Source organism: Candidatus Ichthyocystis sparus, from assembly GCF_900078745.1.
Lineage (GTDB): Bacteria > Pseudomonadota > Gammaproteobacteria > Burkholderiales > 2013Ark19i > Ichthyocystis > Ichthyocystis sparus.
Genome location: NZ_FKII01000043.1, coordinates 1 through 25,884 on the forward strand (window position 1 = coordinate 1; position 25,884 = coordinate 25,884).

The following is a 25,884-nucleotide window of genomic DNA, read 5'->3' on the forward strand; positions in this document are numbered from 1 at the left end:
CTGAAGAACAACATTTAGATCTTTAAATTTAAACACCGGCCCTAGGTCTCATAGTCTCGACCTTCTTATTATCATACTAATTATATTTTTATTTCATACTCTTGCTTACTACACCACACTTATTATTTGCTTCTTTCTTCTACTTGTTACCTCAGAGTGTGTTGTAACTCAACAAGTAAATATTAAACAATCTACCATATATGCAAGTCTATAAATACAGTGCCTTTAATGGGAATTTTTTAGGCATACAGATGTGCATAGTTAATTAAAAAAACTTTGGATATATTAAAAATGAAAACAAGATACATCGCTGGTATAAGTATAAATTGTTGCTTGCTGTGTGATAATTTACCGCGTCCTTTATAGTTTTTATGACTGTATAGCCTTTCATTAGGAGAGCGAATAATCCTCCAACTATGGTAATGCCATAATTATTGTTACGGGCAACGTTCGTCTGGTATAGTAGCGGGTTAGTGAATTGTACCAAAGAAGCTAAACGGTGCTACTTTTTAATCCGCAATTTCACTCAGTCAACTATCCCACTTACGAATTACATGTGGTTTTTACCTTACCTGATTGGCACTTAGCAAAAAATACTCAACGCGGACACCGATACACCCTCTGTACACGTTTTACAGACTAACATTAAAAAAAAGCAATGCATCCATGGGTAATACGTGCCCAGAACTCTCCTTTCTTCTCAAGATATGCTATATCACACAGCATCCTCTTCCTCTTCTTCTACGTCCACCTCTTGAGGAGCTTCCATTACAACCATAGGAATTGCTTCTCCTTCTAGATCTTCCCGAGCTTCATGGTGGTGGAGTTCCATTATTTCACCCTGGCGGCCTGGACCACGATTTGCTACTAAAACACGACCATTTGGAACTCCTTGTCCCTGTTGAGCAGCACCTGCTTGAGGATTGTTTGCTGGCCCTGCTCCAGGAATTCCTAGAAAAAGTCTTGCGAGACGAAAGCAACCCTTTATACAAAATGCTAGCACTAACACCACAACAAATGATGCCACCCCCATAAGCATATCAAACATGCTAATGCTAACAACTCCCGAGCCACTGCCTTTAGGAGCGTGGGTAGTAGTACCCATTTCTGTGATGTTAGCAGTCGGTGTGGCACCGCTAGCAGCCTGATTGTCTCCGACAGAAGCAGCCCCTGCCACGGAAAGAGCAGATAGAGCTGCTGCCGAAATAGAAAGCAATGAAGGCACAGACGAAGAACCAGAAGATGGCGCCGACCGTAGCTCCAGTTCTTCCTTTCTTCCCGGTTCTAAACCATCTACTCCAGAGTCAATATTACCTTCTGATGAACCCTTGGTTCCAGAAACACTAACCTCAGATCTCAAAATCTCACCCTCTTCTTGTTGTATTATGTGAGCCCATTGCCTACGTGATGTACTATCGTACATCCTCGTTCATCGCACTAAGGAGTAGTGTCACATGCAAATTAACAACTAAATATTAAGTAGTTCACGATCAATTACATATTTTGTGCCATATTTTGGAAATTTTTTAGGCATACGGATAGATATGCAGATTATACGTATATATGTATACCAAGATATTTCTGGGTAATTAAATTAAACCCAAACAAAAACTTAAGATTTAATAAAAAAATACAAATACTTTTTTATACAAATTGGGTAGAATGAGCATATGGTATTGTGATTATTATATTCATGGAGATAGATGATGGTGTATATCTATACACGTACCGTTTGTGGTAACACGAGTGTGGTATGCGGAGGTAAGTCAATTTTTTTTTAAAATCATAGTTTGAAGAGTTTAGTTTTTGCGTAATGTTTATTTACAATTGTATTATAACGTATGCGCTGGCATTTATTACAATATTGATGGTTATTGTAACGCGTGTGCTTTTTGAGTTGTTATAGGCGCTGGTCTATGAGTGAGAGTAGGATTGTTATAGCACGCAATATTGTATCTTTCTTTTTTGTCCGCCAAGAATGGGCAGACAGTGTGTTATGCTTTTATTCATAATTGGGGCTGTATCACCCATACTTAATTTGTGATGCTTTACTGTAGCAGCACGATTGTAACATATGGATAAGGAATCTATTTTTTTAAGAATTTGGTTTGTGTACTTTACTTTGTGTAATTTTGGCAATTGTTGAGTGATAGCCAGAATTTATTATGTGGTAGCTATTTATAAATAAAATAACACATATACGGCTTTGATTCTTATAGATGTTATTACGTAAATACTTACCCATGTTAAATTAATTTAGGTAAGACAAAATTTAGGCAAGGCAACTATTTTAGTTTTTAGATATTTTTTAGTGTGTTTAGGTATTATTTATAAAGTAATTATGTGATAACAATTTTTTTATACGATGTTAGTATGTTTTATATTCATAAATGACATAAAATGTAACGTGTTTAGTTTGTGTACGAAGGTGTTGTAAATATAAGTATTGTAGTATATGCACATTAGATATTTTACGACTATATACCTCATGATTACATATCTTTGACAGCTAGTTCTTAATTTAGACACATATATGAGTGTAGGGATACTTGCGATACTATATTTTTTTATACATACTCCACACCGGGTGTACCGTGTTAGTATTCCCAATAAATACAGTAGCGGTGAATCTACTAATAATCATTATCAATGACTTACCAAGGGACCTAGGATTTTAATGTCTGCAACATTTTAACGCGTTAACGTTACTTAAGGTGGTAGTACCTACAACTTTAGCAAAATACCCCAATCCTACTACCATCCTCTCTCTTTTTACCTTGTTTTTAGCCTCCTTCAGTGCAATTCACAACCAAGCGCCTTATTTCTTCTTGGACACCTTCCAACTGCACTTCACGTGGTTCGATCACTCCCTCTGGAACATCTTCCAACCGAACTTCACGCAGTTCAATCATCTCACCTGGACGACCACGCTGGTTACGACCGCCTGGAACATTATCATTAGGAACTTCTTGTTGTACAGCACCTACTTGATTATTTGGACGTGTTCCTCTTAATATAACTCTTATCAGCAGAAATGCACAAACCATCGCAACAATTGCCAGCAATAGTATAACTACTACCTTAAGTGCAGTAATATCTTTATTTTCATTTCTGCGGATGGTGTTAGTACCGAGAGTGGTGGCGCTTCCTGTTGTCACAGTGGCTGGTGTAGTGATATTAGAGGTTCTTTCTGCCTCAGCACCCTCTGATAATGAGACTGCAGAGATTGCTAGTGTAGAAAGCGTAAACAATGACGATGCTAACGAACAGATAGATGAAGATGATCTTACCTGCTGGGTCAGAAGAGGTTGATCTTCTTGTCTTGAGTTGCCCACCGTAGAATCATCTCCATTTTCTAATGAGCAAACACAATCATTCCTTAAAATGCTAATTACAGGCACCATATTCTCACATTATTCTTAACTATTACAATACTTTGCGCTACAAAGTAGCGCCGCTTATCATTGCTCACTGCATTACCCAACATCGTGATACACTGGTATATGAATTATAATTATAAATCAACGATCAAATATCATTTAATTCACAGTTTTATATTTTTTTGATGAAAATTTTTTAGATGTGTGGAAATTTTTGATAAAATGTAAAATATTTTCATCTAGTGAGTCATATAGTAAGATAGCAAAAATATAAAGTTACATATACGTTGCAATAAGAGAGTAAGCGTAGCTTTGTGTCTTAAGTTGGCCTTATGCTTTTTGGCCGCACGCTGATGATGATTTGCATACTGTAACGGTAAGAATATTGTGGTGATTATTATTTATGTTTATGAAATATTGCAAGCCCCAAATATTAGTTTCGATGACATTATTTATAACGATACGTCATTGGTTGTTGGGAATATTATTATTTTGATTATTACTCTCATATTTGCTGCTGGTAAGCGTGATTTGTGCTTTTTCTTCTTAAAATAAATTGTATTAATTTGATGATAAATTGTAAGTAAATTAATATTCTGAAATATAGACGTTCTGTACAAACCTTTTATTGTTGATAATGCTAACAATACTGAGACTGTAAAGATAGGTTAGATTTGCGTAATGCGTAAATACATGTGTATTGTTTTTACTGACAAACTAAGAGTGACAGGCTAGTAGTAAGAGATTTTTCTATACTACGTAAGATATCATATTTTACAACTACCAAGACTTGTATATGACGTACTTCTTCCCCTTGAGCATCATCCGCGATAGTAACGGGCATTTTATCTATCATTAAATATATTCCTATCTCCACTGTGGTGCCTCGTGAAGTCCTATTTATTTCAACTGTTGTGGTGCCCTCAGGCGTACTATTGCTTTATAAACACTAGGCATCTAAACAGCCAAGATACACATACGCACAAATATAAGCACTGCATTATTACATGTACTGATATTAGTATTGTTATCCACAAGTAGGATGTAAGTACTGAGAACAGATATTTATGCAGTAACAGAAGATGATGTAGCGCGCTGTTAGGGGCTTGATTGCTTCCTGATGAAACACCTTCTTCGACCAATGAGATTTCCGCAGATAGCTCTAGCACGCGAAAGCATGAGCAATGACTGCGATGAAATGCAAGATCATCCCTACTGCTAGTTGATAATGGGATTTTCCTTCAAGTGTTGAAGCATCGTAGAAATATCATCATTCCATTATCAATGGATCAACAAACTAGGTTAGCGATACGCTTCACAGATAGGCCTCATATATTATTTTATACCTTTCATTTTCTTACTATTGCGTATCACATACTATAAAATACAGAAATCAATCAGTTGATATTTATTGTACTCTCCGTGTTGCTAAAGATAATGATATATAAATTAACAAACAAACATCACATAATTCACAACTTCTTTTTGATGTAAATTTTTTAGATACTCAAATACATTCAAGTTAATTACAAAAAAATTCCACATATATTGAGATAACAAGATAACAACGTTTTAGATACTGACATATCGCATAGCGTGTAAAGTAGTCTCTATCAAGGCTAGTTGTACAGCATTCCAGTGCAATGCTCCAGTGAGCATTGAAAAAGGCTGATTGATATAGCAACAATTGCTGCCACATGAAAAACCATTGCGAAATTCATTTACAGTATTTATCATCACAGAGCTCTCCCGCTACGCTAATATACTCAGCAAACTCACCAATAACGGCAGTATCACAAGTGCTGTAAGAATCATTTTGCATGAGACAGTAACGAGTCCACTGTATTAAATAAAGAGCCGAAAGCGATACTTAATTGTACAACCACTCTACTACACACTGCACCGCTCACTGCACCGCTTGTGTTCTTGCGGTGTTTGATCTGCATCTTAGTAAAAACCAAGCAGACACTGAGAACCAGCCCGCACACCGTGCCACAGAACTAATACTTACTAAAAGCTATGTATACCCGTGGTAAAATACGTACTTGGAACTTTTCTTCTATCTTATAATATTGATACCATCATACATGATCCTCTTCTTCTCCTTCTCCCATCTCTTGAGGGGCGGCGTTGCCCACAACACCCATTGCAACCATAGGAATCGCTTCTTCTTGAACATCTTCCCTTCGAGCTTCATGAATTTCCATTATCTCACCCTGGTTATCATCAGGATCACGTTGTCCTACTAAAGCATGTCCGTTGGGAATTTCTTGCTGATGATTATTACCTTCTTGATCATTGTTTTCTGGTCCAGCCAACCTCATCCTACATATCTCTAGATAATGTCCCGTAATGTAATATGCAAAGCAAGACGCAAATGCTATCGCCGCACACAACAACGCCACTCCGGCTACTCCGGGTATGATACCATCAACGTTAAATTCATCGTTTCTAGGCGAGACCGTATGAGTATTCATGATAACCATTTCTTTAGTAGCAGTAGGAAGCGTAGTGTTTCCGGCAGCAAGAGTAGCGTTGCCAACTTCCGCTGAAACACTACTTGCCAAGGAGAGTGCACACAGCGCTGTCACATAAATCGAAGGCACTAAAGAAGGACCAGAGGATAACGATTTTCGGCCCCTAGGATCCAGAATTGATAAGAGCCCCTTCCCCCGGCTTTGTTTTCCTCCAGTTCCGAATCATTACCCTCCTCAGAGCCATTTGCACCCTCTGATGAATATTTGACCCTAGAAACACCAGTCCCATATCTCATAATCTACCTCCTCATTATCATTATACTTGCGACACTAACCAGTATTTGACCACGACTGCGCTACCGTCATTATTCACCCTTGTACTTCCGTGGCGCCCATCCAGAGGCATTCAAACCAACGACCAAACAATCGTAAACTGCATTCGACCATGAACCGTATTTAACCATGAACCACATTTAAGCATATTTTTTGTAAAATTTTTCATACACATAGACTAATAATGTTTGATTAATTGAACTAAACCTAAACCTAACTAGACCCAACTAGATATATTTTTTTATACAAAATAGAGCGAGCGTATTATATTGTGGTTACTGTATTCATAGATGTAAATGGTAGTCATATCTATTTTATGATATCTTTTAGTGTACTTATAATTATTGCCAAAGAAATTATATGCTAGCAATGAGTAAAAATAGTGCTTGCTAGTATGATACTTCATATAAATTTAAATACATATATACATCATGTGAAGCATAAACATATTGTGTTTCACATGTAATATTTTTTAGGCATCATTGGCTTTCTGTTTTATCAACAATATGTATGACATGTATGGGTATGGTAGTAGCTTGCTTCCATTATAATTTATTACTTACCACTGTGGATTGTATTTTTTTGTTAATCCTGGCGTTATTTGGTAACGATATTTGCATTATTAATACAATTTATAGTACACGCATTTTTTTATTACACGTGTAGTTTATATCTTCAACTAATTTATGTTTGAATGCGGTTGGATTGCATAAAAATACACATTGTATCTTGAAGTTTCTAGTATTATAAATCTAGTGATTGTAGAAGTTGTTTGATTATAGAAGTTGTTTCATATAATGCCAAAATATCTCAAAATATTATCGTGGTGGTTTGTACTATTTTTGGGGTTCTTTCTTATGGATGGAGGTTTTCTATATTGATGGTATTTGTTTTATGATATATAAGTGAGTTCATATATCGTCTAGATAATGTTGTCACAAGCTATACTAGTTATTATTTACCTACTTTATGGTGTTCGAGCGACACTTAACGAGATGTATTTAAAGACAAACATTGGTCAAATGCTGAAATGCTTGTTTGTTAATGGATATAAATATAATGCAGACTAAGACTTACCACGCACACATTAGATCACACAAATTTTAATTTTAATACCTACCATTTTCTCTCTTCTTTTCTTGCTTTTTTATTCCCTTTCGGTACAATTTACAGTGGCCGGGTGTATCATTTCTTATGAGGAATATTCGCACCGCGCTTCATGCATTTAGACTAATATATTCTCCAACTGAACTTCACGTGGTTCAATCATTTCATTTGGACGATCAAGTTGATAGCTACTGTTTAGCAGCATCTACTTGATTATTTGGGAGTGTTCTCCTTAACATAATTCTTATCAGCAAAAACAAACAAATCACTTCAACAATTTTTAGCAGTAGTATAATTGTTGTCCTAAATGCAGTGATATGCTCATTCCTACGGATGGTATGTGTTAATACTGCCGAGTGTAGTAACACTTCTTATTGTAGCATTTGCCAGTGTAGTGCGCGCCACCACTAGCGATTTGATTTTTTCTACCTGTACCTCCGGATAATGAGGCTGCAGAGGGTGCTAGTGCAGAAGGCGCAGTAATGATGACATAAATGAAGAGACATATGATCTTGCTTGATGAGTCAGATTTTGTTCTTCCTGTCTTAAATTGTCTGCTGTAGAATCATATTAATCATCTGAAGACAAGCATAATCATTCTTTAAAATGCTAATTACAGGTCTCATGACCTAACCTAATTATTATAATATGTTACAAAACAGTGCTGTTTGCTCTTGCTTACTGTATCCCCAAACATCATGATATATAAATTAACGATCAAATATCACTTAATTCACAATTTCATGTTTTTGATAGAAAATTTTTAGATATGCTGATTGTTTGATTAATTAAAATAAAACATTTGCATCCAGTAAGATCTAGTAAGAAAATAAAGTTATATGCATACAAGAGTAATGGTGAAATTATGTCTTTTATTTCCATAGTTTACGGCCATACCAATACTTGATTTATGGCATTTAGCGGCATGCTAATGATGATGTGCACACTGCAACAGTAAAATGGTGATAATTATTATTTATATGGTCTTGCGTACTTGAAATGTTAGTTTTAATGAGATTATTTACTAATGGTATATCATTGATTGTTGAGAGTATTATCATTTCCAGTATTGCCCCATATTTGTCATTAGTAAGCATGATTTGTACTTTCTATTTTTAAAAGATAAAGAAATTACATATGCTAGATTTTAGTTATTGTACGACATTTTACGGTATTGATAGTGTTACATAACACGGTTCATGCGACCTGTTCCATAACATTTTCGTGCAAATTTAGTTATTGCACAGGCTCATACTTACAGTATACACATATCAAGGGATGGTATACGTGCCCTCTATGAAGGTAATGTATATAATTAGTGTATGTAATTTTTATCGAAATTAATCTTCGGCGTTAGTGTATAAAGTTGTAAAGTATTTATAAATCGTCTCAATTTCTATTAACTTTACGTGATAGAACATAAACTACCCATTCTGACTTCTACTATTTGATTATGACAATCAGTAACCGCACTGCAGACAACTGCAAAAGAATGTACAGGATGGGTTTGTGTAGTACGGTGGTGCTTTTTTACTGACAAGCTAGGTTGGCTGCTGTTGATTTTGATAAAATGTTATATTTATAACGCCCAAAGTACTCACACGGCGTCTTCTTCTTCCTCTTCCGCTACCACTTCTGGGGCAGCACCCATAATAACCATAGGAACTACTTCTCCTGGAATATATCCCCACCCCCACTGTACCTCACGAAGCTCTATTATTTCACCTTGGTGATCACCGGGGTCGCGATGACCAACTACAGCTCGACCATTAGGAGCATGATCATCAGGCATTACTTGTTGAGCATTATCTTCTTGAGGATCGTCAGCCGCATCTTCTTCTTCATTCCTTGCTAACCTTGCTCTGCATTCTCTTAGAGATACTACTGCAGCAAAAACCAACAACAAGAATGCAATAGACCATACTACTCCTAATACTACATTCAGTGTATATTCTCGAGAGTTAACACTGGTATAGCCTCCAGTACTTGTTACGCTAGTAGCCGGTGTAGTGTTGTTGCTACTAGTTTGACTGTTTGTTGTTGAAACACCTTCTGCCGAGGAGAGTGTAGAGACCGCCATTGTTGAAAGGACAAGCAATGAAGGCGCAAACGAACCGGCAGAAAATCTTTGTTGGAGAGCTACAGGTTGCTCTCTTCGAACAGAATTATTTACTACGTAACTACCCTCATCATCATCCGAACAACAAACACACTCAGCTCCCACAACACCAATTTTAGGCTCCATGTTCTCGTCCTATCTTATATATTTATATTATACACTACTAACTAATTGTATTCATTCTGGCACTGATATTTACCCTTATTAGCTAAGGCGTATTAATCTGAAGTGTACGAATACCAATATTCTGTATGCAAATTAATAATTAAAAATATTTAATAATTCACGACCCCACGTTTTTAATGAAAAATTTTCATATACACAAATAGACACAAATAGACATAGATATACCCTCAGTTAAACAAAAATTTTACATATATTAAGATAGTAAAATTTTGCATATAAAGAGAATGGGCACATAGTATTTATAATTTTTATATACAGGTAGTGAATAAATCTCTGTCTGTAAGAATTAATTCCTACATTGTTCTAAAACATTTGAACATACCACGGTTCAATAAGTAAATCTTTTAGATATGTTTTAAATTTTGGTAATTTCTCTTTATAAATTTGTTTCAAGTGCAGTTAGAAGTAGATAGGCATTGATCATAATATCGTATGAGATAGTAGTCCTTACCGCTTATACAAGTGTAGCCGGCATAAATTTATTAACTAAGATAAGTACAAATTGGGGGATTTTTATTTTACATTGGCATCTTATCTACCTTTTTTGATCAAATGTAGACATTAGCTTATATCGTTTATTTCATATGGTGTTTTCTTGGGGCTTTATTACTTATACGACACACAAACTAAAGGATAGATCTTATTCTTATAAGTATCACATAAGCTAGAAATTCATTTTTCATAGATACACACTCTATTTGAATTCCTTTTTCTTTAACCTCTAATATATTATAAATAAATTATACATGTAATGACTATACATGTCAGGTAGACGTGTGAGGTTTTAACTTTTGTATGACACTATGCGACATTCAATATTTATAGTATCACAGACCGACCTATGCAAACTGCCCAAAAATATTGTTGTGCGAAACCATACCAACAACACATACACACCCAGGGCTGAAGTATGCGACACTTCATGCGGATAATGCAGTATGAGTTATAGCGAACTCAATCTCTACCAACTCTACTTTTAACAAATCCACCGACTAGGACACAGACGGTTCCCAGATCCCTATTATTATTGATCTAATAACAACACCCAGAAGCATCTATACGGCGTCCTCCACTTCCCCTTCTTCTCCTTCCCGAGCATCACCCACACCCATAACAACCATAGGCACCACTTCTGCTGGAATATATCCCCATCCCCACCCTGCCTCATTAAGTTCCATTATTTCATCCGGGTGATCACCTGGATCACGATGCCCAACTATGGCATGACCATTACTCTGATTACCAGCATTATCCTCCTCCTGAAAGGCAGGCCCTTGTTGAAGGTCAGGCCCCTGATTATTAGTTGCTCTTTGCGATATGTGGCAAGTAAAAATTATGCATACGATAATTGCTAGTTCCACCACCATAGAAATGAATAACGCCGAGATAGCACCAGCATCTTCAGAAACTTCAGGAGTACTGTTACCTGTATAGTACGGCAAAGTAGTTGTCGTCGTTTTAGGACTAGTTGTTGACGCGATACTATTATCTTGACTGAGAGTGGTATGTTCGGCCAATGATGTCCCCGCAAGAATGGTCAGCGTAGAAAGTGCAAATAACAATGATACAGGTGCACCGGATAACGCCGAAGCTCCGGATGAAGATGATCGTCCTATTTGTCCCAGTGATTGTGAATCTATCTCAAAAGAAACATCGGTGTCACCACAAGCATCGCTGACATTAACATTATGGTCAACACAGTCGTCAATTGATGATAATAAATCGTGTTCATATCCTAAGGTGTTATCTGTGGACGTAGAAAGCATACGGTTATCCTTGTGTGCGTTGTATATTTATTAGCGGGTGGTATATTTATTATCCACCACAGAGCAGCCAACGACACCATACTAACAAACACATAAAAATATTATATATTATATATCACATTTTATAATTCCATTTTTTGATGACGCACCTGCAGATATTGGTAGTTGGTTGAGTGTACTTTGCGTACTTTACGCCTTATATGTGGTAAGACAACAAAATGTATCACATAGCGAGAAGAGCTTTATAATATTAGCTTATGCTTTGGCTATATACTTGACATATAACGTGAGTATAATGATCAATGATACAAGGAAGTTGATTATAAGGAAGTTGAATATAATAAAGTAGTTATTTATTGTTTTATACATGTAAAGTACAGCAAGTAAAGTATGCTTACTCTACACTACTTAATGATTATTTATAATACAATTGATAGTGATGCGTTCACGGTATAATGGAACTATTGTTGTGCTTTGAGTGATAATACGCGTGATAGCATAATATGTAGTGCCATGTGTAATTGATGATACGATTTGTGTATTTTTCATTTGGGAAAATAAATGCGATTTACCAATGTGGATTTACCAATGTGGATATGTTAAGTATGCAAGTTGTGAGGTTGCACGAAAATGGAAACCTATTTCTGTAAACTAGGTTGCTTAGTGTTTATGCTGACCTGTACAATGTCTCATGATGTATAGCTTTTATTAGTCCTATGATATACGCAAAATGCAAGGTCTATGCTACAAGTGGTGGTTGTAATAGATAAAATTTCGGTATTGTATCGTGTGCAGTACGATGATTTGTTGTTGCAATTTATGCCTTATGAGTCTTGTTTATTTGATTTTTATTGAGACTATTAGTATTTAGTAGGTTTATTAGAAACAGAATATTGCTGTGCTAGACAGATTCTTGCTCCTGCATTAGTTATTGCACCTCGCACACGTACGAGAGTGATTGAGTTGTAAAGAATAAATTGATTTATAGGGTGGAATTAGATATGGTAGTGCATTAATATTTTTTTACTATAATGGAAAGAGGATCACGTTCATCATCCTATTTGCCGTTGATTGTTTCCTATAATAAGCAAGAGGTCGCGCGGAGTTTTCTTTTTTCTTATCATTTTTTTTCTTGATTTGATCTGTCAGTGTCTTGATTTTTCTGTTCTGAATTTTTTTGATATTTTTGAAGATTGGTATCACATAATAATCATGGGCACTGTTTCCCTGTGGTAATTGTGCTATCTCACAACGATTGATTTTAGGCAATCATTATTATTTTACCTTTACTACTTTCTAGAGCACGGCCACCCATAACTAATACTTTCGTTCATTACAACACAACTACGACGATTACCATGAAGACGATCAACTTATGTAACAATGATTGTTATACTTACTTCTTTTATTTGCACCATTGGTATTAATATCGCAGCTATTAACACCAAAGCAGTAGCACCAAGATTATCAATATTAGTTAGAGAGGAGCTGTTGTTTGTACAAAATAGATATAGCGAGTCCTACAGTAGTGGCTCAGTGATGTCATCTTCGACCACTTTAATCTTCAATCAGGCGCCTCTCCTCTGCCAGAATAGATATCCAAATCTAAAGACATAGAAGCATAGCAGGTGATGAATTGAAATATAGAAATAGAACACAAGCGAGCTGTAATTTTAGATGGGCGGTTGCTGTACTCTTTGTTTCTTATAACCGAACCTTTTCCGTGCGTACGCCAACATTCTCACAATAATTGATGCAATCTTCTACAATTCAGATATCAATTAATAAACCTAACATTCATTTTATTAACCGCCCAGTGTGTTCGTAGACTACACAAGAACTGCCATGCAAATCCTTTATGGCGTCTATCACTTATAACCTAACTCGATGAATGCATAACTACACGTCGTCCTCTGTTCCTTCCTCCACACTTTCTTGAGCACCATCCATGATAACCACGGGGATTATTATTCCTGGGATATGCCCCCACCCCCACCGAGCTTCACGAAGCTCCACTATTTCACCTGGTAGATCACCTGGGTCACGAGCACCTACAATGGCATGTCCATTGCCTAAGGCAGCTTCTTCACCACCAATATGCCCATTACCTAAGGCAGCTCCACCAATATGCACTAACTGACGCATCTCCTCTCGTCTTTGCTGTCCAATATCTACTCCTCCTCCTATCATTCTTACTGCCCGCCTTATGAAAGTGCCACATGTAACACCCAAGAACAAAATTACTGTTGCTATTACTATCACGGCCAATATTGCACCCACGGCAAGAGACTCATCAGTATGAGAGGCAGTAGTGGTGGTTACTGTTGATGTGGATGGTGATGCGGCAGCACCCGTTATCGCCACAGTAGCGCTACTAGTCTGATCAGTAGATGATCCATCAACACCGGATAGCAATGTTAACAAAGATAGTGCTGAAAGCGAAAACAGCGATAAGGACGAAATTGAGGTGCTGGATATTGAAACTGGAGGTGAGAGATGCCCTCCACCGTCTTCCCCTTTATCAGGATCATTATTGTCATTTTTTATATCGCTGCAATCATCAACTGATGAACTGTCAACACCTGCATAACCTGATATCTTGTAGTCCATTATTTACGTCTCCGTTTGTCTATTAGTTTGTCTATTATTATCGCACCATATCATATTTCTACACTACCTACTTACGGGCATACCCAGCTCCAGTTGATCAAGAGATATCTTGACACACACTGGCGGAAAGTTAAATTTATTTAACAAAAACATGCATGTTATATACTATACACATTTTGAGGGATATATTGAAATAAATAAACCTTAATTAGATGGATATAGTATTAGCAAGATAGAGTAGGGTCTGTAATTGTGATGATTTTTACTTTTTTATACTTTGGCTACTCTTGACTAATGATATCCGGCAACCGAGCTTGAGTAACAAGGTGGGGGTTGCCGTTTATTATCATCCTGCGTATTGACAGGAATCATGTCCATTTTCAGCACTTTTGCCGCTAGCCTACTGTTCCTGGGCTATGGGAAGATCGCCTGTTAATTTTAAAATTGTGAGAGTAACAAATTATGGCTACTACTACTATAAACTCTTATCTTGTGGCGAGGTGGCAGTGCCGTATACATAAGTGCTATTATCAGCATCAAGAATAGAAGATGATTGAAAAGTCTTTTGTTGCAAATCATAATCATCACCAGCAGTACAAATGTTTATCACCAAATGTGATTCTTATAGCTTTGATGTTAACTATTCATAGTTGTTGTGAGTTTGTTTGTAAGGTTATTGTAAAGGTTGTGGTCTCAATTTAATTTTATGGCATGTAAAAGATTTCAGTGTATTTTGCACTACACTAATTCCCGCACTACTAATTTAGTATGCGTGTACGTGAACAAATACTAACGCACATAAGGAAGATAGGGAAGATAGATCTTATCTTACAGGTATTGCATAAGCCACAAATGTCCACAATAATACGATTGTGATGATAACCACGAGTACTGTTAGCCAAAGCACGGTCATAAGCTATAGAAATATAACACAAGCAGCTGTAATTCTAGATAGACGACCGCTGTCCTTTCTTTGTTTCGTATAACCGAACCGTCTCCGTGCGCACGCCAAACACCCTCTCAATAATTACCGTAACCTCTCACAATTCAGATATAAAGCAATGAACTAAACATTTTATTAATTGCCAGTATATTCGTAGAGCACATACAGCATTGTCATGAAAATTATCTATGTGTCTTACTTATAACTTAATTTTCGCAAAGGTCCTCCGAGTTGCATTATTATAAATACGGTATTATCACACGGCATCCTCCGCCTCCTCCTCTTCATCTCCTCGAGCACCACCCATCATAATCATGGGTATTATTTCTCCTGGAACATAGCCCCACCCCCACTGAGCTTCATTAAGTTCCATTATTTCACCTGGGTTATCGTCCGGGTCACGATTGCCCATCATAGCATTCCCGTTACCAAAAACATCTCCACCAATATGAGCGCCGATGTCCACTCCCCCTCGTCTTTGTCGTTCAGCAACATCTATTATTCCTATTCTTCTTGCCGCCTGCGTTATTAGAGTCTTACATGTAATGCCAAAGAATAAAATTACTATTGCTATCATTATTACGGCCAATATAGCACCTACGGTAAGAGATCCATCGTAAGCATGGGAGGTAGTAGTAGCTATTGTCGATGTAGATTCAGTTGATGTAGCAGCACCAGTTGTTACGATAGTAGCGTTACTCGTTTGATCAGTAGAATATCCCTCAACACCGGATAGCAATGTTAGCATAGATATCGCCGAAAGCGAGATTAGCGACAATGAAGAACTTGAGGCGCGGGATAAAACTGAAGATGACTGATGCCTCTTACCATCCTTTTCTATATTAGGATGATTATTATTGTCATTTTTTGTATCACTGCAATCATCAACCGATGAAAGGTTAACACCTGCAGAGCCTGATATCCCGTGATTCATGCTGTACATCTCCGTTTGTTTATTATTTATTGCATTGTATTTTTATGCTATCTGGTTAATGGCATACCTAGTTCCAGTTGATCAAGATCGACAGACACACAAATTATAAGGGAGAAGGTAATTTATTTAACAAATACATGCATGTTACATATTACTCATTCTAAGAGATATATTGAACTAAACAAACCTTAATTAGATGGATATAGAATTAGCAAGATTTAGGAGGTTCTGCAATTGTGATGATTTTGACCTTTTTATACCTTGGCTATGCCTGACTAATGATATCCGGCAACTGATATTGAGGAATAAGGTCGGGGAGTTGCCGTTCATTATCAGCTTGCGCATTGACAGGAATCATGTCCATTTCCAGCACTTCTGCCGCTATCCTATCGTTCCTAGGCGACAGGAAGATTGCCGTTAATTTTAAAATTATGAGAGTAGCAATTATGGCCGCTACTACCATAAACGTTCCCGTATAAACTCTGATCTCGTCTTGCGGTGAGGTAGCAGTGTCGTATACATAAGTGCTGTTATCAGCATCAAGAATAGAAGATGACTCGAAAGCTTTTTGTTGCAAATCATAGCTATAAGTATCACCGGCAGTACCAATGTTTATTATCAAACGCGATCCCACAATATTGATGTTACCATGGACATATTTATAGTCGTTGTGAGCTTGTTTGTAAAGGTTGTAATCTCAATTTAATTTCATGGTATGTAAAACATTCAGTGTTTTTTGTACTATACCGGCCCTCACATATTAATTTTGTACGTGTGTACATGCGCGAATACTAACATATACAAAAAAATTTACACAAATAAATGGTATTTGGCATATGCAATTTCTTAATACTTTTATAGTCAATAGTGTAATGCTTTACATATTATGCGACAGTACTTTGAATTCACGAAAGATGAGTAGTTATAACTATTAGCGATTCTTTTTTTAGCTTTAGCGTAATTCAGTTATACCATATAAATAACTAAGAATGGTAAAATGCTATACTTAGTGCTTTTAATTTAGTTTGGCATTAATAATATAATGCATACACACAAAAATAAGTTTGTTATTATGTGCTGATATTTTAGATGTCAGTAAGTGTGACTAGGATGTTAATAATTAATATATTTATAACACCATATCCCAAGCATTCTTTTCTTGTTAGGCTTGTGTTGTTTCGATGTGGGAGCTGTTGTGATGTAATCACTGAGACAAAGAGTTATACGTTAGCTTCCATTGCTTCAGACAGTGTATGCAGTGTTGGTTAGAGGTATGTATTGTTGACGTGCTTATTTGATATTGATTTAGTTTATAATTGATAAATCTAGTCAATGATTAATCGCCGATCTTAATTAAATATTTAGAGATAGTAAAAATAGGATAGCAAAAAAAGAGTTATCATTTGTTCCTTATCATCACGAATAGACTTTAATATTGTGAGAGGTCCGTTTGAGCTAATTACTGCAAGCAATTACTTTGCGTGGACTATTAGTTTATGCGACATTAGTTGTAAATGTAATTACACTGTCCCCATTTATTATCAAAACAATACAACACCAACACCGTTTTTTATTGCATGCCAACATGTTCGGCAGCTGCAATATAAAATAAAAGCAACTTTATAAATTATATATGAAGTACGAATATATTCTTATCACACTTTGTGTGTTGTTGATATTTTATTCAATCACTTAAATACTTAACATAATCATAGCACCACCACAAAATTTCTATATGCAACGCACCCACTCATACGCAGTAGCAGCACAGAACAGGCCTAATGTTCAATTTTCTACGTAACCTAGTCCATTATCTATGCAACATCACACATTCTAATTGTATATAACATCTGCTTAACAAGAGCCGCATGTTATCATAATTTATAAATACATTTACAACATATTTTATCCTCTTTTTTTCCTTCAAATTCACATACTAAAACAATGATAAATTTTTTCAGGTACTGCAACACATTAGATGTAGTTGTTTAGCAAGCAACTTATTGTTAATGTCCTAATAACACTAAATAACATTATAAATGACAAGATTACTACGAACAATATAACCGATAATACAATAACTACTGTACTGCCGGCAATTTCTGCATCACCAGTATTATGTAGTAGAACTATTTTTAATCAAGGACAACATTATTTTAACAGCAAATTAGATAGTGAGGAGATAGTATCACTAAGGTTAATTGCACCTAAAAAGTTATTTCTAACTACTTCAAGTAGTTATAAAACTTGATAAATTGTTTAATGCTCAACTCTTAATGCTATTAATAGTCTTAATATTGAATTTTTTTGCTGGAAATTATTTCCAATACGTGCCCAAATACTGTTTTTTTGTGGCTGTTACTAGTTTTATTGTTGAAGGTGCATATTCACCACTTCTATCATTATCAATTAATAGATGCTAGAACTATAGCAACAGAAATCCTTGCTGCATATTCAATAATAAAAAACCTTACTAATTAAATCCATATATTTACCAGCCGTATCAGGATAATAATCCTAATTAATACTTTCATTGATATCAGTTATATTCACTGTTACGTAATGATGTAGAACTAACCTTATTATTACTCCATTTGTTTATCGACATTACCAACATTAATAATGCTTATCTCAGCAACGATTATTTAGATTGAAAATATTTTCTATCCTAATACAGTAACAGTAAATTTGCATGTCTACACTACTTAAAATAAAATCAAGCATTTCAAACTTAGTAAACACAAAACAGCCGTTACAAGCTTACACTAAATTTATACTGGTCTATTTGATGTGGATTTTTATTTGACGCGCAGATACTTGCGCAGATACCTATTTTCTATAAATTAAAATAGTTAAAAAATTACATTAATTTAAGCATCGTACAACATGCATACAGCAACCCGTATTTGCTTATAGTGTGTTTCAACACATGGCACATCAACAATTGTCATTGTCACTTACTCGATGACGAGCATATCAGATAGATCTAAATTTATACTGTCAAGTATTAGTATACCTATGCGTATATTATCTAACATGCATTCCCGTTATACACTATTAGACAATATAAAATAAAAATATTGCCTTGCCTTGTGTATATTACATATAAGTCATGTCTTTTTTATATATGCATGTAAAGTAGAAAATTATCTTTTTTTATCTAATGTGCGGAAATAAAAAAAACTAATTTCACAAGAGTGTATGATCTATTTATATAGAAACAGATAAATTTATCACGAAATTTCATTCACGGTGCAAACATACACTTAGCACGGGCAACTATTTATATTTACAATTCTTATGGATCATAATAATTACATTGAATTGGGTATATAAGGGGATTATAATTTATAATCATTGTTCGGGAAGCTTTTTACAAATAACTAAAATCTGTGACAACATAGCCATTTATTTGTGCTTTTATTACAATTTAGTGGCTTTTTGAGCACGTTTTTCATGTCATGTATGGAAATGTCCTTTCGATTTTAATGCCACAGTCATTATTTGCTAGTTTATTAATCCTAGTAATGCCCATGTTGGTACATTCTCTGTTTATAGGTTAGGCTCGGCGCGCTTATTTATTAATCACTGCTTAAATATTAAGTGTTTCTACTAATTCATATGCCTTTTCATTTAACCTATTGATAGCACGGAGCTGGGGTAGGAATTGTTTGTAATAATATACTTATCAAACAAATAGTTATATCTTAATTCTTGTCATTTTACATATTAATGCTATATATAGTTATTGCTTGGTATTAAGTGCACGGTAGCTTATTGCTTATCCAGCATTACCGTTGTGTGAGTTATCCTATGTTTCTTTGGGGGATTTTTTGATGAGCGACTATACTTCTACTGCGGAAAAAAAAGAATTTCAAGCAGAGGTTAAACAGTTACTTCACTTGGTTATACATTCTTTATATTCCAATAAAGAGATTTTTCTCAGAGAACTGTTATCCAATGCGGCTGATGCATGTGACAAATTGCGATACCTGTCTTTGCAGGACCAATCATTGTTGCCCCGTGATCATAGATTTTTTATACGAGTGGACTATGATTCTGACAAAAAAATGATCACTGTCGAGGACAGTGGTGTTGGCATGTCTTTTGACGAGGTTGTTAGCCATATTGGAACAATTGCTCGTTCAGGAACTAAGGAATTTATGTCACACATTACTGGTGACAAATCTAAAGATAGCCAACTTATAGGGCAATTTGGGGTTGGATTTTATTCTGCTTTTGTTGTAGCGAAAGAAGTGTTTTTAGAGACTAGAAAGGCTGGGTTGCCGGAGAGTGAAGGGGTTTCTTGGTCATCTGATGGATCTGGGGAATATAAAATAGATAAGATTGAAAAGAAAACACATGGTACTGTGGTTAAATTATTGCTTAGGGATGATGAAACTAAGTGGTTGAATGATTGGGAGTTAAAGCAACTAGTTAAAAAATATGCTGATCATATTTCTTGGCCTATAGAATTACCCACTTTTGAGTGGGATGAGCCTAGTAAATCAATGATTAGGAAAGATGGATGGTCAGTAGCAAATAGGGCGGAGACGTTTTGGACAAGGAATAAGTCGCAAATTAAGCCAGATGAATATGAGGAGTTTTATCAGGCAATAGGCGGTGTGGGTGAGTATTGGGCGTACACACATAATCGTGTTGAAGGCAAAGTAGAATATACCCAATTACTGTACATTCCTAAACAGCCCCCATATGATTTATATGATGCTAATCAAGTATCAGGTATAAAACTCTATGTTCAACATGTTTTTATAATGGATAAGGCCAATCAATTACTTCCGAACTACCTGCGTTTTGTGCGAGGGGTAATAGATGCCTCTGGATTGCCTCTTAATGTGTCAAGAGAAATTTTACAAGAATCCCGAGATGTACGTGCTATACGTGAAGGGTGCACTAAGAAGATATTGTCCTTGCTTGATGATATTTCTCGTGATTCGCCTACAGATTACAAAGATTTCTGGTCTTATTTTGGTCCTGTCTTTAAAGAAGGTATAGCGGAGGATATTGGTAATCGCGAGCGTATTGCTGGTCTTCTTTTATTTTCTAGCACTGATGATGAATCTTATTCACAGAGTAATACTAAACTTTCCGATTATTTATCACGTATGAAGGAAGGGCAGAAGAAAATTTACTACCTGATAGCTGATTCGTATCTTTCAGCTAAGCACAGCCCTCACCTTGAGATCTTTCGTGACAAAGGAATAGAGGTTTTGCTATTACATGATCGTATTGACGAATATGTGGTACATTTTCTCACTGAATTTGATGGTCATCAGCTCCAGTCTATCACTAAGGATGATTCAGACTTGGAAGACATAGTAAAGGAAGATTCAGTAGAGGAAAAAGATAACAAAGAGGATGCTTCATCTATCATAGATAAGATGAAGTCTGTTTTATCTGATAGAGCTAAGGATGTTCGTGTTTCTAGTAGGCTCACCCTATCTCCAGCGTGTCTTGTTGCTGACAAGCAAGATATGGGAGGCCACTTGGAACGGATGCTGAAATCAATGGGACAAAATGTTGCTACTGCTAAACCCATTTTGGAGCTGAATATGCAGCATCCATTACTAAAGCGCCTTACAGTTGATGATCCTCTATTTGAAAATTGGTCCAAAGTGCTATTTGACCAAGCCTTATTGGCTGAAGGAGGGAAGCTAGATGATCCGGCAACTTTCGTTAGTACAATGAATAAACTTATGATTTCAACTATGAATATAGATTAGTACAATGTGAGCCTGCAGTTAGTGGGAGAAGGCAATGGCCTTCTCCAGGGCTCTTGCTGCTGCTGGTCTCTTTTCAATAGCTTCGGTCCATTCTTCCAAATTGGAAAATAATTGCATTTGTTCTGGGTGAGATTGTCGTAGTAACTTGTATGCAGGATAGAATACTATGTCTGCAATGGAGTATGATCTTGCAAAGAACCTCTTTTTCTCTAAATGCTGATTTAGCTTTGAGAAACGGTCGAGAAGTATCCTCTTTTCTGCCGGAGGAGCAAGTCCCATGATGCCAGGCACAAAGGGCTCTAAGTAAGAGCAGTACCAGTATAGCCACTGCTTTGTGTCCAGAAAATCAAAAGAGTCATCTGGGACAAGCATGCGATACTTGTCTGATAAGTACTCCAGAATAGCGCAAGAGCCGTAAACACAAACGTGTTCTATGCTACCAGATGGAGTAGTATCAACTATGTATGATTGTCCATAATCTATAGGTGGTAGTGATTTGCTGCCCCGCATACGCTCTATAACTTTATAAGGTACAAATAGTTCCTCCAAGGCAATTGCCGTATCTAAAGGGAATCCTTCTGAACAAATTTCGATCATTAGGCGTGTTTCTCCTAAAAAAGAGTCTCAAGACCAAACCTTATGGCGCTTTATATAAAAATACTTTGCGACTTGTGCTAACAATACATATCCAGTAACTATTATGGCAAGAAAAGGATAATAAAGCCAAGGAAGAGGAGAAAATTTAAAATATGAGCCAATACTAATTTGCGGCAAAACTATCCCGATGATTACAGTTATAATGGAGGTAATTATTATTGGTAATGAAGCATTAGATTCAATGAATGGCAGTTTTCCCGTTCTAACTATATGAACAATAAGAATCTGCGAAATTAATCCCTCAACGAACCATCCAGACTGGAATAGTGACTGTTTTTCTATAGATTGAGCGCCAAATACGTACCACATGGTTAAGAATGTTATTGCGTCAAATATAGAACTTATTGGTCCAAAAAACAGCATGAAGGAAGTCAGATTGCTAAAATTCCAAGCACAAGGTATGGATATGTGATCTTCATCAACATTATCAAATGGAATAACAGCCTGTGAAAGATCATACATTAAGTTTTGAGTTAAAATTTGCAAAGGCATAAGAGGTAAGAATGGCAAAAAGATACTTGCTAACATAACAGATAACACATTTCCAAAGTTACCGCTAATGGTCATTCTTATATATTTGTGCATGTTGGCAAAAGTTTTTCTGCCCTGTATTACTCCTTCTTCCAGCACCATTAAGCTTTTTTCTAACAATATAACATCTGCAGCCTCTTTTGAAATATCAACGGCTGAGTCAACAGAAATTCCTATATCTGCTGCTCGTAATGCTGGAGCGTCATTTATTCCATCACCCATGTAACCCACTACATGTCCTATTTCTCTCAATTGTCTGATGATTTTCTCTTTATTCATGGGTGAGAGTTTGGCAAATATATTGCAATCTTCAACCATCTTTTTTAATTCTTCATCTGAAGCTTTGTCAATTGCACTTCCCATGGCTATACCAGTTATGGGTAACCTAACCTCATGGCAGATTTTTCGTGTAACTAGCTCATTATCTCCCGTAAGGATCTTTATCTTTACCCCATGTTCCAAGAGAGTTTTTATAGCAGGAGCTGTAGATTCCTTTGGCGGGTCCAGAAAAGCAACGTATCCAACTAGTGTCATTTCACTTTCATCATTGATCGAATATGCCTCACGATCAGGTGGTAGTTCTTTAACAGCAACACCAACTACACGAAGACCTTGCTCATTTAGACCTGATGTTACCTTATGTATTGACTCTAACGCTTCTTTAGTTAATGGAACTTTTTGATCATTGGCGTACAAATTGCTACAAATAGTAACAATCTCTTCTACTGCTCCCTTGCAAATTAAAAGATGATGATCTTCTTTTTCATTTATATGTTCATTTACAACCACTGACATTCTTCGTCTATGAAAGTCAAATGGTATTTCATCTACTTTGCTAAAATTTGCAGATAAATTTAGCTCCCCTTGTAGTTCAACGTGTTCCAAAACAGCTATGTCTAACAGATTTTTTAATCCGGTTTGGTAATAGCTGTTCAGGTAGGCATGTTCTAGTACACGATCTGAGGAATGTCCAAAAACATCGGTGTAGGACTCTAAAACAATTTTATCTTGAGTTAAAGTTCCAGTTTTATCTGTACACAAAATGTTCATTGAACCAAAATTTTGAATAGCATCTAGTCGTTTTACAATGACTTTTTTCTTAGATAGAGCAACAGCCCCTCTTGCTAAGGTAGAAGTTACTATCATGGGAAGCATTTCAGGGGTTAGTCCAACTGCTATGGATAGAGCAAAAAACATTGATCCTATAAAGCTTCCTTTTGTGAAAAAGTTAATAGCAAAAATGCATGGAACCATTAACAGCATAAACTTTATGAGAAGCCAGCTTATTTTGTTTACATTTTTTTGGAAGCTACTGTCTGTGTCCTCGTACGATAGATTGGCGCGATGTGCCAATGTACCAAAGTATGTTTGCTTTCCTGTAGTCAAGACTATTGCAATTGCAGAACCGCTGACAACGTTGGTTCCCATGAAACAGATATTGTCTAAATCTAAGAAAGTTTCGTGATCTGTATCAGATGTTAGATATGCAAATTTTTCTATCGGCATCGATTCACCAGTCATCGACGACTGATTTACAAAAAGGTCTTTGGCATGTAATATGCGAACGTCGGCCGGTATCATATCTCCTGCTGTTAAGCGGATTGTGTCTCCTGGAACGAGATCGTGAATCGGTAAGTCGCTACTTTGATGCAGTACTTTAGGATACGATAGCTTGTTTGAAGATAGTTCAGTGTCACTTGTCCTTCGTAAGACAGTTGCTGTGTTACTTACTATTTCTTGAAGACGGTCAGCTGCACTGTTAGAGCGGCTTTCCTGGGCAAAGCGTAGCATAGTTGAAAATAAAACCATGGCACCGATGACTGATGCGCCGTTGTAGTCTTCAGTTAAGTACGAGACAATAGCTAGGATGGATAGAAGTATGTTGAAAGGATTGCGATAGCATTTCCAGAGATGAATTAGATTACTTACTCTGTGATCAGAGTCAATCTTGTTTATTCCAAACTCTTCCTGCCTTATTCTTACCTGCTCTGGTGTTAACCCTTCTGGGTGGCTATCAAGTCCGTTAATTACTTCGGAAACAGATTGTTTAGAGATGTGACCAAGGTAGGTGTGAAGTTCAATGTCACGCGTGCTGCTGGTTCTTTTGGTGCTGTCCAGAATCATAAATCTCTGGAAATGGTGTGCTATCCCACGACTAGCAACAAAATTTGCAAATAGTTTTTTGAAATGTTCTAGGAGTATCATGGCATTACTGCGTATCAGTTTATGTTTTGGTCAGCAAGGATTGTATCAGAAACTTAGTTCTGGAAGTTTGAAGCCAATTAGGCGGTTAAAGCCATTATTCACACTTTGTCAAAATGGTAATAGGTCTATATGTAGATAAAATTGTAGCTTGCTGTTTGTTTTCCAGGGAAGTGTATATTTTTTACTAAAAAAGTGATAATTATTTCTTGTTTTTTATTTTATTTCTTGTATCAGCAAAAGCGCCATTTGTGTTGTTTATGTTTTATTAGTGTATTCGTTTTTTTACGCTTTATCTGTTTGTGGCTTTATGCTAGCCGATCCACACTAGGGTCATAAGGTCTTACATATGTTTGTTGGAGTAAACATCTTACTATGTTGGCTTTATATGTCCTACTACATTGGGCTATTCTACTATCTATACTATAATTAATATCTAAATTTTACAGTAGGTATAAATTAAATTGATTTAGTTGTAGTTGCATAGGATATATATTTGTCATTGTGATTTTAGGCTGGTGTTTGCTCTTTGCAATATCAAATCTATATTGTTATCAAGGTAGTTTGAGAGTGTGTAATTTAAAATTACAAGTCGTATTATTGTAATTCCTCACTGCGTTATGTACGTAGAACATGCAAATGGTTTAAAACTGTGGCCTGCTGCGCATTATTGTTCAAATAAACTATCTTTATGGTAGCACCAGGTGTGTTGACGTAGGGATATTGTTTTTATTGCTTGCAATGTTGGCATGGTTAATTTTTTAAGTGCCTTTCCTAGCTTATGGTGTCAATATGAGGTATCAGATGTAATAGTTGTGTTTTTATGCCACTAAAAAATAGTTTATAACGGATAGGTGGTTACTTTTGGCTATTGCTGCAGTTTTTAGTGAGTTTA

The 25,884-nt window shown here is 36.2% G+C and carries 13 protein-coding genes; 1 reads left to right on the plus strand and 12 read right to left on the minus strand.

Going from position 1 to position 25,884, the window contains the following annotated elements:
- Positions 1 to 715: 715 nt before the first annotated feature.
- The 10 genes from A6733_RS01105 to A6733_RS01145 all read right to left on the minus strand — a co-directional run bounded on the left by A6733_RS01105 (position 716) and on the right by A6733_RS01145 (position 16,489).
- Entirely contained in the window at positions 716 to 1,423 is a 708-nt protein-coding gene (locus A6733_RS01105; RefSeq protein WP_092411287.1) for a hypothetical protein, read from the minus strand.
- A 1,360-nt stretch (positions 1,424 to 2,783) separates the two neighbouring features.
- Positions 2,784 to 3,404: a hypothetical protein gene (locus A6733_RS01110; RefSeq protein ID WP_092460253.1), complete on the minus strand. Its 621-nt coding sequence runs from the start codon at positions 3,402 to 3,404 to the stop codon at positions 2,784 to 2,786.
- Positions 3,405 to 5,461: 2,057 nt separating this feature from the next.
- Positions 5,462 to 5,986, minus strand: coding sequence for a hypothetical protein (locus tag A6733_RS01115; RefSeq protein ID WP_092460255.1), 525 nt, complete (start codon positions 5,984 to 5,986; stop codon positions 5,462 to 5,464).
- Positions 5,986 to 6,153: a hypothetical protein gene (locus A6733_RS08760; protein WP_176696751.1), complete on the minus strand. Its 168-nt coding sequence runs from the start codon at positions 6,151 to 6,153 to the stop codon at positions 5,986 to 5,988. The genes A6733_RS01115 and A6733_RS08760 overlap by 1 nt, the downstream gene beginning before the upstream one ends.
- A gap of 2,741 nt (positions 6,154 to 8,894) precedes the next feature.
- Positions 8,895 to 9,542 (minus strand): hypothetical protein, encoded by a 648-nt coding sequence (locus tag A6733_RS01120; protein WP_092411627.1) that lies wholly within the window; start codon positions 9,540 to 9,542, stop codon positions 8,895 to 8,897.
- Between the two features lie 1,115 nt (positions 9,543 to 10,657).
- Positions 10,658 to 11,368 (minus strand): hypothetical protein, encoded by a 711-nt coding sequence (locus tag A6733_RS01125; protein WP_092460257.1) that lies wholly within the window; start codon positions 11,366 to 11,368, stop codon positions 10,658 to 10,660.
- Positions 11,369 to 13,267: 1,899 nt separating this feature from the next.
- Complete coding sequence (locus tag A6733_RS01135; RefSeq protein WP_092402903.1) at positions 13,268 to 13,978, minus strand: hypothetical protein; 711 nt, start codon at positions 13,976 to 13,978, stop codon at positions 13,268 to 13,270.
- Positions 13,979 to 14,453: 475 nt separating this feature from the next.
- Positions 14,454 to 14,588: a hypothetical protein gene (locus A6733_RS09600; protein ID WP_278183864.1), complete on the minus strand. Its 135-nt coding sequence runs from the start codon at positions 14,586 to 14,588 to the stop codon at positions 14,454 to 14,456.
- 589 nt (positions 14,589 to 15,177) lie between these two features.
- Positions 15,178 to 15,855 (minus strand): hypothetical protein, encoded by a 678-nt coding sequence (locus A6733_RS01140; protein ID WP_092460261.1) that lies wholly within the window; start codon positions 15,853 to 15,855, stop codon positions 15,178 to 15,180.
- Positions 15,856 to 16,120: 265 nt separating this feature from the next.
- The gene (locus A6733_RS01145; protein ID WP_092402899.1) at positions 16,121 to 16,489 is read right to left on the minus strand and encodes a hypothetical protein; all 369 of its coding nucleotides are present in this window, start codon (positions 16,487 to 16,489) and stop codon (positions 16,121 to 16,123) included.
- A 3,202-nt stretch (positions 16,490 to 19,691) separates the two neighbouring features.
- On the opposite strand from A6733_RS01145, the gene htpG reads away from it, so the two are divergent.
- Positions 19,692 to 21,599 (plus strand): molecular chaperone HtpG, encoded by a 1,908-nt coding sequence (gene htpG, locus A6733_RS01150; RefSeq protein WP_092411499.1) that lies wholly within the window; start codon positions 19,692 to 19,694, stop codon positions 21,597 to 21,599.
- Positions 21,600 to 21,617: 18 nt separating this feature from the next.
- Here the strand turns inward: htpG and A6733_RS01155 are convergent, their stop codons facing one another.
- Positions 21,618 to 22,196, minus strand: a complete 579-nt coding sequence (locus A6733_RS01155) for a glutathione S-transferase family protein (protein WP_092400788.1) — start codon at positions 22,194 to 22,196, stop codon at positions 21,618 to 21,620.
- A 27-nt stretch (positions 22,197 to 22,223) separates the two neighbouring features.
- Positions 22,224 to 24,989, minus strand: coding sequence for a magnesium-translocating P-type ATPase (mgtA, locus tag A6733_RS01160; RefSeq protein ID WP_420885964.1), 2,766 nt, complete (start codon positions 24,987 to 24,989; stop codon positions 22,224 to 22,226).
- Positions 24,990 to 25,884 lie beyond the last annotated feature (895 nt).